The organism is Leifsonia sp. McL0618 (assembly GCF_049994905.1).
Lineage (GTDB): Bacteria > Actinomycetota > Actinomycetes > Actinomycetales > Microbacteriaceae > Diaminobutyricibacter.
In genome coordinates this window covers 3,196,910-3,210,022 of record NZ_CP188258.1, presented here as the reverse complement: position 1 = coordinate 3,210,022, position 13,113 = coordinate 3,196,910, and the positions used below count along the sequence as shown (strand labels likewise).

The following is a 13,113-nucleotide window of genomic DNA, read 5'->3' as shown; positions in this document are numbered from 1 at the left end:
AGGGTGACTTTTCCTGGGCTCGACGGCCTCTTCGTGGTTGGTAGAGTGTCGCCACTGAGTCCCGGGGGGAACGTATGTGGAGACAGGCATATCTTGCGGCGCTTGCGGGGGCGGCGCTGGTCGTCGTGGTGCTGAGCGGATGCGCGGCCGGGGACGCTCAGGAGCCCAGCGCGACGGGCACATCGGCGGCCGACCCGACTCCGACGCCGAGGAAGGGTCTTGCGTTCGACTGTGCCTCACTGGCGTCGAACGACGCCGTGTCCGCGCTTCTGGGCGTCGACGCAGGGGCGATCGACGCCGGGGTGCGGGCGGTCAGCGATATCGGCAGAACCTTCTCGCAGCTTGAAGCGGCCGGCGGAGGCTCGTGCCTGTGGGGGACCCCCGAAGCAGCCGATGTCGAGAAGCACGGCGCTTCGGTGACGATCGACGTGCTGCCGAATTCCGACGGGGCCTGGGCGAAGCTCGCCGAATGGTACCCGTCGACGTCCACTCCCGGAGCGGATTACGGCAGCTATCCCTCCCGTGGTGGCGACTGCGCCCAGAACTACTGCCACACCAACATCCTCGTCGGCAACGTCTGGGTCGCTGGGGAGGCCAGTTCACCGACGCGTCCTTCGATCAGTGAGAGCGAATTCCACGCGCTGATGCAACACGCTGTCGATGTGCTCGCCCCGATAGCCGGTGCGGCGACGGGCGTTGTTCCCGATGCGCCGCATCCGGCCTGCATGGCGGATGAGTACGGGGCCGCGGCGGCGGCGAGCTTCGGCGTGCCGCAAGCCTCGTTCCGCGCGCCGGAGAACATGTTTCGCATCGAGGCCGCCGTCGGTCTCGTGCCTGGTGCGGAGTACTGCCCCTATCACCCGAGCCACGACGGGAGCGGCGGTGTGCTCGTCAGCCTGACCGTCATCCCCGGTGGAACGGCCGCCTTCGACCACTATCGAGACCTACTTGCCACGCAGGGTGCCGAGGTGACCGAGTTGACGCTCGAATCGGGTGGGAACACCGCTCACGCGATCCAGCGGACGATCCCGGGCGTCGAATGGGCGACGACGTCCGTCGATGTGATGTCGGGCGACGACTGGCTCTCGGTATCGGCCCCCATGACCACCGCCGGCGCCGCCTCCGGCTCCGTCGCATTCACGAACTGGGTGCTCGCCCATCGCTGAGGTCGGGCACAGGAAAAAGCACCTCATTCTCGCGAATTGAGGTGCTTTTTCCTGTGCTCGACGGGCTCGCGGTCAGGCAGTCGGGGTGATCGGCTGGGGCGCGCTCGGCGAGCCCGCAAGGGGGAGTGCGACACGGAATGTCGCCCCGCCGCCCTCGGTCTCGACGACCTCGACGGTGCCGTTGTGGGCTGCGACGATCGACGACACGATCGCGAGACCCAGACCGCTTCCACCGGTCTCGCGGGCGCGGGAGGTGTCGGCGCGCCAGAAACGCTGGAAGATCTTCTCGCGAATCTGCGGCGGGATGCCCTCACCGTGGTCGATGACCTCGAGGATCGCCCGGTCGGTCTGGTGGTTGACCTGCACGAGGATCTCGATCGGGCTGTCGTTCTGCGTGAAGCGCATCGCGTTGCCCATGAGGTTGGTGACGACCTGACGGATCTTGTTCTCTTCGGCGAAAACGATCGCGGGATCGCTGGGAGGCACGGCAGGCAGTGACATGACCGGTTCCGTGATGACAACGGTCGAACCCGTATTCGTGCGACGGGGCCGCCGGCTTCGCAGTCGGGCGAGGGTCGCGCCGGCGAAGGAGATCGGGCCGGTCGCCGTGGATGCGTTCGCCTGCACCCGCGCCATCGGTGCCGTCGCGGTGTCGACCGACGCGGGCTCCGCTTCGGCACGGGCCAGGATCGGCTCGGGTGTGAGCACCGTGACCACGCGTCCGGGCGACGAGGCCATCGCGTCAAGAGCGGCATCGCGTGCGATCGGCACGAGGTCGACGGGCTTCAGGTCGAGCGGCTTCGTCTCGTCGAGGCGGGCGAGTTCGAGGAGGTCTTCGACGAGACCGCCCATGCGGATCGCCTCTTTCTCGATGCGGTCCATCGCCTGTGCGACCTCTTCGGGCGACTGGAGTGCGCCCATGCGGTAGAGCTCGGCATATCCGCGCACGGAGACGAGCGGCGTGCGCAGCTCGTGGCTGGCATCCCCGACGAAGCGGCGCATCTGCTCGATGGTGCGGGCGCGGTCGGTGAAGGCTCTGTCGATGCGGTTGAGCATCGTGTTGAGGGAACGATTGAGGCGTCCGACCTCGGTGTTGGGGGTGGCGCCGCCGAGGCGCTGGCTGAAGTCGCCGTCAGCGATGGCGGCGGCCGTCTGTTCGACCTCGCGCAATGGTGCGAACGTCGTCGTGACGAGCATCCGCGTGAGCCCGGCGCCGACGATGACCACGATGACTCCGAAGCCCAGGAAGATCGCCAGGTAGCTGGCCATGATCGTGTCGATCTGGTGCGTGGATGCCGCAACGATCGCCGTGCCGTACGCGCCGGCCGGGGACGTGAAGGTCACGAGCGTGGCACTCGCACGGTAGAGCGTGTGCTTGTCGCGACTGTTGAGGTAGAAACCGTCCTGGCTCATCGAGCGGCCCTTGGTCAGGTCGACCTTGGCCGGGACGACCGGGCGTTCCGCTGAGGGCTCGTTCTTCCAGTTGTAGTCGATCAGGTCGCCATCGGCGTTGTAGAGCGCGACGAAGTAGTCGGAAGCGCTGCCGTCTGACGCGATCTTGTCACTGCTGCCGGTGCGTGACGCCAGGTAGGAGTTCAGGTTGTTCGGCTGCGAGGCGGCGTTGAGTTGCGCGTCGAGCTGCGTCAGCAATACGGGCTTGAGCATCGCCATCGTGCCGATGCCCGAAACGAGCAGCCCGAGCGTCAGCATCAGGACGGTCACGCCCGTGATCTTGGTACGTAGCGAGATTGCGTTCCAGCGATCCAGGAGTGATTCGTGCATGAGGCCGCCAGTTTATGCAGCGAAGCTGGGCCAACAGTGTATGACGACTAGACCTTTGCCGCTTTGAGCATGTAGCCGAAGCCGCGCTTGGTCTGGATGAGCGGTTCGCTCGAGTGGGCGTCGACCTTGCGCCGCAGGTACGAGATGTAGGACTCGACGATGCCGGCGTCGCCGTTGAAGTCGTACTCCCAGACGTGGTCGAGGATCTGCGCCTTGCTGAGCACCCGGTTCGGGTTGAGCATCAGGTAGCGCAGCAGCTTGAACTCGGTGGGGCTGAGCTCGATGCCGGTGTCGCCGACGAAGACCTCGTGCGTGTCCTGGTCCATCGTGAGCTCACCCGCGCGGATGACGGCGTCTTCGTCGGCCTGCATGGTGCGGCGCAGGATCGCCTTGATGCGCGCCACGATCTCGTCGAGGCTGAAGGGTTTGGTGACGTAGTCGTCGCCGCCGACGGTCAGGCCGGTGATCTTGTCTTCGGTGTCGTCTTTCGCCGTCAGGAACAGGATCGGTGCCGTGTAGCCGGCACCGCGCAGGCGCTTGGTGACGCCGAAACCGTTCATGTCGGGCAGCATGACGTCGAGGATGATGAGGTCGGGTTCCTCTTCGAGGACCGCGGAGATGGCCTGCGCCCCGTTGCCCACAGCGCGCACGGCGAAACCGGCGAAGCGGAGGCTGGTGGTGAGGAGATCGCGGATGTTGGGCTCGTCGTCGACGATGAGAATGCGTGGTCCGGCGTTCATGGGAACTAGTATCTGCGCGTTGACTGAGACTTGGCTGTGAGGGCGCGGTGTGCGCTCGGTGGCGGGCGTGTGACCGGCGTGCGAGCGGCGTGCGAGCGGCGTGCGAATGGCGTGCGAACGACCCGCGTGCGGTCCGCGAAACATCCGCGAGTCTGATCGGCAGCCTTGACGCAGGCACCGCGTGACCATAGCTTCGGCACAGGCAGCGACGGAAGGAATCACCCATGACGGAGCGCACCACAGTCATCGTCGGAGGAGGCCTCGCGGGTGCGACGGCCGCGACCACGCTGCGCGAGCGCGGCTATGACGGACGCATCGTCATCGTCGGCGCCGAAGCGCACGATCCGTACATCCGCCCGCCGTTGTCGAAGGAGTACCTGAACGGCGGCGAACGTGACGAAGTGTTCGTGCACCCCGCGCAGTGGTACGCGGACAACGCGGTCGAGCTCGTGCTCGACACGACGGTCGCCTCGATCGACCCCGGCTCCCATGAGGCGGTCCTCGAAGATGGCGCCCGCCTCGGGTACGAGCGCCTGCTGATCGCGACGGGTGCGAGCCCCCGTCGACTCACCGTGCCCGGTTCCGACCTCGACGGCGTGCATACCCTGCGCACGCTCGACGACAGCGACGTGCTGCGCGCCGAGCTCTCCGGCGGTGGCAGGCGCATCGTGATCGCCGGCTCCGGGTGGATCGGGCTCGAGGTCGCGGCTGCAGCGCGGCTCTACGGCAACGAGGTGACGGTCGTCGGGCACAGCGCCGTCCCGCTGCAGGGTGTGCTCGGCGACGAACTGGGCTCGGTCTTCGAGCGGCTGCACCGAGACCACGGCGTCGGGTTCCGGCTGAAGAGCGCGGTGGCAGAACTCCGCGGTACGGCCGGCACGGTGGAGGAGGTGACGACGGATGCGGGTGAGCGGCTCGAAGCAGACGTGGTCGTCGCCGGGATCGGCGCGTCGCCGAACGTCCGCCTGGCTGAGCAGGCCGGCCTCCCGATCGGCAACGGCATCACCACCACCTCGGCGATGGCGACGAGCGCCGAAGACGTGTATGCGGCCGGCGACGTCGCCGACCCGTTCCTGCCGGCGATCGGGCAGCACCTGCGCAATGAGCACTGGGCCAACGCCATCGCCGGTGGCAGGGTGGCCGCCGGGGCGATGATGGGCGAAAACGCCGAGTACGACGACATCCCGTACTTCTACACCGACCAATACGATCTGGGCATGGAGTACTCGGGCTACGCGCCGCTCGCGCGCGGTGCCGACATCGTCTTTCGGGGCGACCCCGCTTCGCTTGAGTTCATCTCCTTCTGGGTGCGCGACGGCCGGGTCGTCGCGGGAATGAATGTGAACGTGTGGGACGTCAACGACCAGGTGCAGCGACTGATCCGGTCGGGCGCGCAGGTCGACCGTGCCCGGCTGATGGATGAGGATGTACCCCTTGACGCTCTCTGATGGCATCGCCGCGGCAGCAACGGGTGCGCGCGAGCCCTACCTGCCGCCGCTGCGCATCCCTGTCCGCCGGATCGGCGCGCGCACGTTCGACTTCGCCGCGCAGGTCGCGGTGATGGCGGTCGTGAATCGCACGCCGGACTCGTTCTACGACAAGGGACGCACCTTCGCGCTCGACGCTGCAGTCTCCGCCGCGTTCGCCGCTGTCGACGACGGAGCCGACTGGGTCGACATCGGTGGCGCTCCGTTCGCCCCGGGGGCGCCCATTCCGGTCGACGAGGAGGCTGGTCGCGTCGTGCCGGTCGTCGCGGAACTGCGAGCGGGATCGGATGTCGTCATCTCGGTCGACACGTTCCATGCCGAGGTCGCCCGGTCGGCCATCCGCGCCGGTGCCACGGTCGTCAACGATACGACGGGGCTTTCCGACCCGACACTGCTCGACATCGTCGCGGACAGCGAGGCAACCCTCGTCATCACGCACAGCCTCGCTGCCCCGCGCACGCAGTATCCGAAGCCGGTCTACGACGACATCGCCACAGACATCGCCCGGTTCCTGTCCGAGCGCGTCGAACGCGCGATCGCTGCCGGCGTTCCGGAGGAGCGCATCGTCGTCGATCCCGGCCACGACCTCAACAAGAACACGCTCCAGTCGCTGGAGCTCACGCGCAGGCTGTCGGAGATCGCCGACCTCGGCTACCCGACGCTCGCCGCCGTCTCGAACAAGGACTTCATCGGGGAGACCATTCAGGCGGACCGCACAGCGAGACTCGAAGGCTCGATCGCGGCCGCTGTCGTCTCGATCATGAACGGTGCGCGCATCATCCGGATGCACAACGTCGCCGCGTCCGTCGCAGCGGCGAGGATGACCGAGGCCATCCTCGGCCTGTGGACGCCGCAGGGACTGCGACACAACATGGGAGACGCCAATGAGTGAGACCCCGATCGTGCTCGCCTACCCGTTGCCGGCGCCGGAGGGCCTCAGCGACGACGAGATCGCGCGACTTTACAGCGAGAACGTCGGGTCGGAGCCGTGGGTGCGCGTCAACTTCGTGTCGAGTGTGGACGGGGCGGCGACCCACCAGGGGCTCTCCGCCGGCCTCTCCGACGGCGCTGACCAGCGCGTGTTCGGCATCCTGCGTCGGCTGTGCGACGTCGTCGTGGTCGGTGCGGGCACCGTTCGGGCGGAAGGCTACGGCGCGATGCGGGTCGATGAGGCGACAGAGCGTGCGCGCACATCGGCCGGCTTGGCGCCGCATCCGGTTTTCGCCATCGTGTCGGCCAGCCTCGATCTCGACCCTGCGAGTGCGATCTTCGCCGACGCGCCCGTGCGGCCGATCATCCTGACCACCGAACTCTCCCGCAGCACCACGCGAGCCGCCCTCGAGACCGTGGCCGACGTCGTCATCTGCGGGCGCGAGCGCGTGCAGCCGGATGTGCTGGTACAGGCGCTCATGGAACGCGGGCTCGGCCGCATCCACTGCGAAGGCGGCCCCCACCTGTTCGGCGACCTGGTGGCCGCATCCGTGCTCGACGAGCTGTGCCTGACGGTCAGCCCGCGGCTCGAGGCGGGTGTTGCAACCCGCATCGCGTCGGGTGAGTCGCCGATCGTGCCGGTCGGCCTGATGCTGGCCCACGTGCTCGTTGCGGGCGACACGCTGCTGTTGCGGTACCTGCGGGGCTGAACCGCGTCCGCCCGGCGGTCAGGCCGCCAGCGAGTGCGCGTCGAGGATCGTGTAGCTGTATCCCTGCTCCGCCAGGAAGCGCTGGCGGTTCTGGGCGAAGTCCTGGTCGACCGTGTCGCGGGCGACGAGGGTGTAGAAGTTGGCGGAGAGGCCGGACTCCTTCGGGCGGAGCAGTCGGCCAAGCCGCTGTGCCTCCTCCTGGCGCGAGCCGAACGATCCGGAGACCTGGATCGCGACCGTCGCCTCTGGCAGGTCGACCGAGAAGTTCGCCACCTTGCTGACGACGAGTACGGGCGTCGTGCCCACCCGGAACTCCTGGTACAGACGCTCCCGCTCGTCGACGGGCGTCGCGCCGGTGAGCTTGGGGGCGGAGAGGGCGTCGGCCAGCTCGTCGATCTGGTCGAGGTACTGGCCGATGACGAGGATGCGCTCGCCGGCATGACGCGCGACCAGGCGGCGCACGACATCCAGTTTCGCCGGTGCGGTCGCGGCGAGCCGGTAACGCTCTTCGTCTGCTGCGGCCGCGTAGGAGAGCCGGTCGGACTGCGGCAGGTCGATGCGCACCTCGAAGCAGGACGCCGGCGAGATGAAGCCCTGCGCCTCGATCTCCTTCCAGGGGGCGTCGAAGCGCTTCGGGCCGATGAGGCTGAAGACGTCGCCCTCGCGGCCGTCTTCGCGCACCAGGGTAGCAGTGAGACCGAGCCGCCGGCGTGCCTGGAGCTCGGCCGTCAGCTTGAACACGGGAGCGGGAAGCAGGTGCACTTCGTCGTAGACGACGAGGCCCCAGTCGAGCGCGTCGAGGAGTGCGAGGTGAGCGTATTCGCCTTTCCGCTTCGCGGTGAGGATCTGGTACGTCGCGATCGTGACCGGGCGCACCTCTTTGACCTGTCCGGAGTATTCGCCGATCTCCGCGGCCGTCAGCGTCGTGCGCCGCAGCAGCTCGTCGCGCCACTGGCGGGCCGAAACGGTGTTGGTGACGAGGATGAGGGTGGTCGTCTTCGAGGTCGCCATCGCTCCGGCGCCGACCAGGGTCTTGCCCGCACCGCAGGGCAGCACCACGACACCGGACCCACCGTCGAAGAAGCTCGCGACCGCCTTGTTCTGGTAGTCCCGCAGGTGCCAGCCCTCTTCGACCAGCTCGATGGGATGCGGCGTGCCAGGCGTGTAGCCGGCGAGGTCTTCGGCCGGCCATCCGAGCTTCACGAGCTCCTGTTTGAGCTGACCCCTGGCCCACGCGGCGACGACGAACGTCTCGTCGTCGAGGCGTTCGAGCAGGAGTGGGCTGACGCGTTTCGCGCCGGCGATCTCGGTGAGCACGGCGAGGTCTGTCGACCGCAGCACCAGAGTCCCGTCTTCTGCCCGGTCGATGACGAGCCGGCCGTACCGTGCGACGGTCTCGCCCATGTCGACGGAGACCGTCTGCGGGATCGGGAACTTGGAGTACCGCTCGAGCGTGGCGAGCATGTCTGCCGCGGTGTGCCCAGCGGCCCGCGCGTTCCAGAGGCCGAGCCGGGTGATCCGGTAGGTGTGGATGTGCTCTGGCGCGCGCTCGAGTTCGGCGAAGATCGCCAGGTCGTGGCGCGCATCTTCAGCGGCCGGATGCGCGACCTCGAGCAGAACGGTGCGGTCGCTTTGAACGATCAGGGGGCCGTCGGACATAACCGTTGAGTCTACGCCTCGCCGCCCTCGGTCCCGGTGTCCGGCGCCTCGACGGCGTTCAGTCCCTGGATGCTGGAGAGCGGGAGCGTGCGCTCGATGTCGGCCTTGCGATCCCGGCCCCTGAGCCGACCGCCCCCGAGCCCTGTCGGTTCGAGCAGGTAGTCGACGACCTGCCCGTCGGGCATCGCGACGCTCACCGTGACGGTGGCTTTGCTGCGGATGGCGATGTCGAGCTGTCGTGCGAGCCACTGCGCGCCGGTGTCCGGGCCTTCCGCCTTCTCTGCGGCCCGCAGGCGCTCGACGAGCGCAGCAGCCGGGTTCGGGGCGGGCAGGGGAGTAGTCTGCGCCACACGGTGCCGCTGGAGCCCGACGATCGTTCCGTCCGGGTCTTCGGCGGCGACCGGGTAGCGGGCGTCGCTGAGCGCCCAGAAGACGACGTCTCGCGGGAACCGGCTCACCAGGCGCGTCGGCCCGGTGCGCTGGAGGGCGATCGGGCGCAGCGCCTGGTCGACGACGATCGTCGTGAGCAACTCGGCGTCGTCGGAGGTCACGACCGTGTGCGCTCCCGTTTCGCGATCGTCGCCCAGTGCATCCGATGCCCGCGCAGCGCGAACCGCATCCAGGTCTCCCACCCGGACCCTGCCGTAGCGTTCCGCGGCGTCGGAGATCAGGTAGTCGAGCGGCTGCGGCACGCCGGTGAGAGAGATCTGCGCGAGGAACTCATGGATCGTCTGCGCCGTCTCGCCCGCGGCGATCGCTCGACCCAGGCTCGCTGCTGAGACGCGGTAGGTGGATGCGAGGGCCCGGCTTTCGACGTCGGCGAGCGTGCGCAGGCGCGCATCGACCGCCGGGGTGAGCGGGCCGGGGGAGACGATCGAGAGGTCGTGCTGCAGGTACACATGGTCGACCTCGGGAGGGAACAGCGAAGCGATCGTGCCTGCGGCTTCGGCCGGGCCAGACTCCAGCAGGAGTGTTCCTGCGGTGCTCGGCGTCTGGCGTGCCGTGATGCCGAGCCACTCCGCGTCGCGGGTGTACGCGGTCACCCTGGCCTGCATCGCCGCTCCAGCAGCCGGATACGCCCAGCCGACGAACTCATGCAGCCGGTCGCCCCACACGGCGTGTGCACGGTCGGCGAGTACGCCGCGCAGGTCGGCGGGAAGGGCGTCGCGCCAGGCGCCGGCGAGAACGCGCCACCGGTTCGCGGTCGGCTCCTGCTGCCACTCGACGCCTGCGTCTGTCGGCAGCCAGGTCGCATGCTCGATCGCGATCAGCCCGGCCCGTGCCGCGATCGACACGACGGTCGGCACATCGGTGACGTCGATGGTGAGCGCCATGGCGACACGCTTCGCCGCGGGGAGGGCGAGGCCGCCCTTCTGCAGCTCGCGGGCACCCTCCCGCTGAAGCTCCGACACCAGTTCGGTCACGGTCGACACGGCCAGGAAAGCCCGCTCGGCGGCGAGTCGGTCGCTGAACCGCTGCTCGGTGTCGGGCACCGGAGCGAGCGCAGGAGGCGGCGGGGCGCAGACCAGCTGCTCGGGTGAGGGAAGTCCCGTCTCCGGCCAGGACTCGAGCTGCTGCCGGACGGCGTCGTAGACGATGTACGCGTCGCCGTGGTGAAAGGTGAGCAGCAGCGAAGCCGTCGCCTCGAGGCGGGCGGCCACCGCATCCGGTTCCTGCGAAGGGATCGAGCCGGACGCTGCGAGCAGGTCTGCGACGCGCTGCGCGCTTGCAGGGGCACCGGATGTCGCGAGCACCGCGAGCACGGCGAGCGTCGGCCGGTCGAAAGTCGCGAGCGCCCGCTGCACCGAATCGCGATCGAGCAATGCGTCGGCAAGGTCGAAGAAGTCGTCGACGCCGTAGCGGGGAACCCCGCGGGCCGCGACGGCGGTTGCGAGAGTGACATCGTCGAGGGCGCGCAGCCGCTCAGCCAGGACGAGTGTGCTGGTCATCGGCGCGCCATGCCCGTGTGCATGTCAGCTCGGCCCGGTTCAGCGCTGCGAATTGCGATTCGCGCGGCTCCTCTGCCTGAAATTGTCGATGAGCACAACGATGAGCAGAACGAAGGCGATCGGCAGGCCGATCAGCGGGATGAAGAACACCGTCGGCCAGATCCCGCTCCCCGAGCCCTGGGCTGCGAACGCACCGAATGCCGTGCCCGCGATGATCGCGATGATGGCGAGCACAGACAGGATGAAGAGGGCGGCGATGATGAACGCAAGGGTGCGCTGGAGCCGGCTGGGAGCCGGCGGGGTCTGTTGGGTCACGAAATCAAGGATAATTGAGGTTGGTCACAAGATTCCCCATGTGAAAGAGGTTCCCATGCCAACCGGCAAGGTCAAGTTCTACGACGACGAGAAGGGCTTCGGCTTCATCAGCTCCGATGACGGCCAGGAAGTTTTCCTGCACGCCTCGGCTTTGCCCGCCGGCACGGTGGTCAAATCGGGCACACGGCTCGAGTTCGGCATCGCCGACGGCAAGCGCGGTGCGCAGGCCCTGTCGGTGCGCGTGCTGGATGCGCCGCCCAGCCTCGTCAAGATGAGCCGCAAATCCGCTGACGACATGGCGATCATCGTCGAAGACCTCGTCAAACTCCTCGACGGCATCGGGTCGAACCTCAAGCGCGGAAAGTACCCCGACAAGGCGCACGGCGCGAAGATCGCGGCTGTGCTCCGCCGCGTTGCGGACGACCTGGATGCCTGACGACGACGCTGCGACCGTCGCCGACGCGACCCTTCTCGAGGCCGTCGACCTGGCGCGGGCTGCGCTGCTCGACGTCACTCCGGCGGAGACCGTCGGGCCGGTCGTCGGCCACATCGTCGAGGGCGAGCACGTTCTCACCCTTCTCTTCGAGTCGGCGCTGGCCGGTTACCCCGGCTGGCGCTGGTCGGTGACCATCTCGCGTCTCGACGGCGATGCCGAGCCCGCTGTTCTCGAGACGGAGCTCATGCCGGGCGAAGCATCCCTGCTCGCACCTGACTGGATTCCGTGGTCGGAGCGGCTTGCGGACTACCAGGCCTCACAGGAGGCGCTGGCGGCCGACGCGGCGTCAGGTGACGAGGACGAGGACGAGGAATCCGACGACGACCTCGACGACCTCGACGAAGACGACGACGATGACGACGATGACGATGACGATTCCGGCGTGCCCGTCCTCCACAGCGGCGACATCGATGGTGTCGACATCGACTTCGACGACCCCGAACAAGACGAAGACGACGCCGACATCGACGTCACCCTCGACCTCGCGGCCGAGGAGTCAGCGGCGCTTGACGCTGACGTAGACGAGGCCGACGACACCGAGACCGAGTCCGATGAGGACGGTCCAGAGCCACCAGCTGTCGCTGGCGGCAGAGAGCGGAACGGCGAAGACCAGCACTAGCACCAGCGCGACGAGCCAGAGCACGAGGCCCGTCGCGATGGCTTTGCGGTCGTCTGTCGCCACGGGCACCGGGTCTGGCCGGCGCTCGCTGTCACGCAGCCAGAGTCTCATCGTCCGCTCACTGCCGGGTGCGCATCCGGTTCAGCCCAGACGTTCCACGACGTACTCGATCGATGAGATCAGGGCGCGGACGTCATCCGGTTCGATCGCTGCGAAGGTGGCGACCCGCAGCTGGTTGCGGCCGAGTTTGCGGTACGGCTCGGTGTCGACGACGCCGTTCGCGCGGAGGGTCTTCGCGATCGCCGCTGCGTCGATCGCGTCGTCGAAGTCGATGGTCACGATCACCTGCGAGCGGTGGTCCGGATCGGCGACGAACGGCGTCGCATAGTCCACGCGTTCGGCCCACTCGTAGAGTGCACCCGACGACTCGGCCGTGCGCGCCGACGACCAGGCGAGGCCGCCGTTCGCGTTCATCCACTCGACCTGGTTTTCCAGCAGCAGGAGCGTCGCGATGGCCGGGGTGTTCAGGGTCTGGTTGAGGCGCGAGTTGTCGATCGCGTTCTTGATGCTGAGGAATTCCGGGATGTAGCGGTCGCTCGCAGCGATGCGCTCGACCCGTTCGATCGCCGCCGGCGAGAAGAGGGCGAACCACAGGCCGCCGTCTGAGGCGAAGTTCTTCTGTGGTGCGAAGTAGTACACATCCGTCTCGTTCGCGTCGAAATCGACGCCGCCCGCTGCGCTGGTCGCGTCGATGACGGTGAGCGCACCGGGGTCGCCCTGCACACGACGGATGGGAGCCATCACGCCGGTCGACGTCTCGTTGTGCGGCCACGCGTAGACATCGATGCCGGCGACGGGTTCGGCTTCGGCACGCGAGCCTGCAGGAGCCTCGATCACGTGCGGTGCCTCGAGCCACGGCGCCTTCGCCGCAGCCGCGAACTTGCTGCTGAACTCGCCGAAGACCAGGTTCTCGCTGCGCTTCTCGATCAGACCGAAAGCGGCGGCATCCCAGAAAGCGGTCGAGCCGCCGTTGCCGAGCACGACCTCGTAGCCGTCGGGGATGCGGAAGAGATCGGCGAGGCCGGTGCGGGTGCGCCCGACCAGATTCTTCACCGGAGCCTGCCGGTGCGACGTGCCCAGCAGGGCCGCGCCGGCGCCCGCGAGGTATTCCACCTGCTCCCGGCGGACCTTGGACGGTCCGGCACCGAATCGGCCGTCGGCGGGCAGCAGTTCAGTAGGAATTGTCACATCCGGCATAAA

12 protein-coding genes and 1 pseudogene are annotated in these 13,113 nt (G+C 68.1%); 6 read left to right on the top strand and 7 right to left on the bottom strand.

Annotation, left to right across the window (positions count from 1 at the left end):
- Positions 1 to 74: 74 nt before the first annotated feature.
- On the top strand, positions 75 to 1,166 hold the full coding sequence (locus ACPPVQ_RS15490) for a hypothetical protein (protein WP_426516024.1): 1,092 nt from the start codon (positions 75 to 77) through the stop codon (positions 1,164 to 1,166).
- A 72-nt stretch (positions 1,167 to 1,238) separates the two neighbouring features.
- On the opposite strand, the gene ACPPVQ_RS15485 is transcribed toward ACPPVQ_RS15490, so the two are convergent.
- Positions 1,239 to 2,948, bottom strand: a complete 1,710-nt coding sequence (locus ACPPVQ_RS15485) for an ATP-binding protein (RefSeq protein ID WP_426516022.1) — start codon at positions 2,946 to 2,948, stop codon at positions 1,239 to 1,241.
- A 47-nt stretch (positions 2,949 to 2,995) separates the two neighbouring features.
- Positions 2,996 to 3,688 (bottom strand): response regulator transcription factor, encoded by a 693-nt coding sequence (locus ACPPVQ_RS15480; RefSeq protein ID WP_163287408.1) that lies wholly within the window; start codon positions 3,686 to 3,688, stop codon positions 2,996 to 2,998.
- Between the two features lie 224 nt (positions 3,689 to 3,912).
- On the opposite strand from ACPPVQ_RS15480, the gene ACPPVQ_RS15475 reads away from it, so the two are divergent.
- From ACPPVQ_RS15475 to ACPPVQ_RS15465, 3 genes are read left to right on the top strand one after another with little or no spacing between them, the layout of a single operon-like run.
- Positions 3,913 to 5,136 carry an NAD(P)/FAD-dependent oxidoreductase gene (locus ACPPVQ_RS15475; protein WP_426516021.1) on the top strand — a complete coding sequence of 408 codons (1,224 nt, stop codon included), beginning with the start codon at positions 3,913 to 3,915 and terminating at the stop codon, positions 5,134 to 5,136.
- Positions 5,123 to 6,067 carry a dihydropteroate synthase gene (folP, locus tag ACPPVQ_RS15470; protein ID WP_426516020.1) on the top strand — a complete coding sequence of 315 codons (945 nt, stop codon included), beginning with the start codon at positions 5,123 to 5,125 and terminating at the stop codon, positions 6,065 to 6,067. Before ACPPVQ_RS15475 ends, folP begins: the two co-directional genes overlap by 14 nt.
- Entirely contained in the window at positions 6,060 to 6,815 is a 756-nt protein-coding gene (locus ACPPVQ_RS15465) for a pyrimidine reductase family protein (RefSeq protein ID WP_426516018.1), read from the top strand. The genes folP and ACPPVQ_RS15465 overlap by 8 nt, the downstream gene beginning before the upstream one ends.
- Positions 6,816 to 6,833: 18 nt before the next feature.
- Here ACPPVQ_RS15465 and ACPPVQ_RS15460 read toward each other — a convergent pair whose 3' ends face one another.
- Genes ACPPVQ_RS15460 through ACPPVQ_RS15450 form a run of 3 tightly spaced genes read right to left on the bottom strand, consistent with a single transcriptional unit; the run spans position 6,834 to position 10,738 of the window.
- A complete protein-coding gene (locus tag ACPPVQ_RS15460) occupies positions 6,834 to 8,474 on the bottom strand; it encodes a DNA repair helicase XPB (RefSeq protein ID WP_426516017.1) in 1,641 nt (546 codons plus the stop codon).
- An 11-nt stretch (positions 8,475 to 8,485) separates the two neighbouring features.
- Positions 8,486 to 10,423 carry a helicase-associated domain-containing protein gene (locus ACPPVQ_RS15455; protein WP_426516016.1) on the bottom strand — a complete coding sequence of 646 codons (1,938 nt, stop codon included), beginning with the start codon at positions 10,421 to 10,423 and terminating at the stop codon, positions 8,486 to 8,488.
- Positions 10,424 to 10,462: 39 nt separating this feature from the next.
- Positions 10,463 to 10,738, bottom strand: a complete 276-nt coding sequence (locus tag ACPPVQ_RS15450) for a hypothetical protein (protein WP_426516014.1) — start codon at positions 10,736 to 10,738, stop codon at positions 10,463 to 10,465.
- A 55-nt stretch (positions 10,739 to 10,793) separates the two neighbouring features.
- Here ACPPVQ_RS15450 and ACPPVQ_RS15445 point away from each other — a divergent pair, with 55 nt between their 5' ends.
- Together ACPPVQ_RS15445 and ACPPVQ_RS15440 are read left to right on the top strand one after the other, a co-directional pair.
- Positions 10,794 to 11,174 (top strand): cold-shock protein, encoded by a 381-nt coding sequence (locus ACPPVQ_RS15445; protein WP_345761711.1) that lies wholly within the window; start codon positions 10,794 to 10,796, stop codon positions 11,172 to 11,174.
- A complete protein-coding gene (locus ACPPVQ_RS15440) occupies positions 11,167 to 11,853 on the top strand; it encodes a DUF3027 domain-containing protein (RefSeq protein ID WP_426516013.1) in 687 nt (228 codons plus the stop codon). Before ACPPVQ_RS15445 ends, ACPPVQ_RS15440 begins: the two co-directional genes overlap by 8 nt.
- Here the strand turns inward: ACPPVQ_RS15440 and ACPPVQ_RS15435 are convergent.
- Positions 11,794 to 11,964: pseudogene (locus ACPPVQ_RS15435) on the bottom strand (DUF2530 domain-containing protein); the annotation flags it as partial. The gene ACPPVQ_RS15440 and the pseudogene ACPPVQ_RS15435 sit on opposite strands and share 60 nt — an antisense overlap.
- Positions 11,965 to 11,994: 30 nt before the next feature.
- Entirely contained in the window at positions 11,995 to 13,110 is a 1,116-nt protein-coding gene (serC, locus tag ACPPVQ_RS15430) for a phosphoserine transaminase (protein ID WP_426516011.1), read from the bottom strand.
- Positions 13,111 to 13,113: the final 3 nt, after the last annotated feature.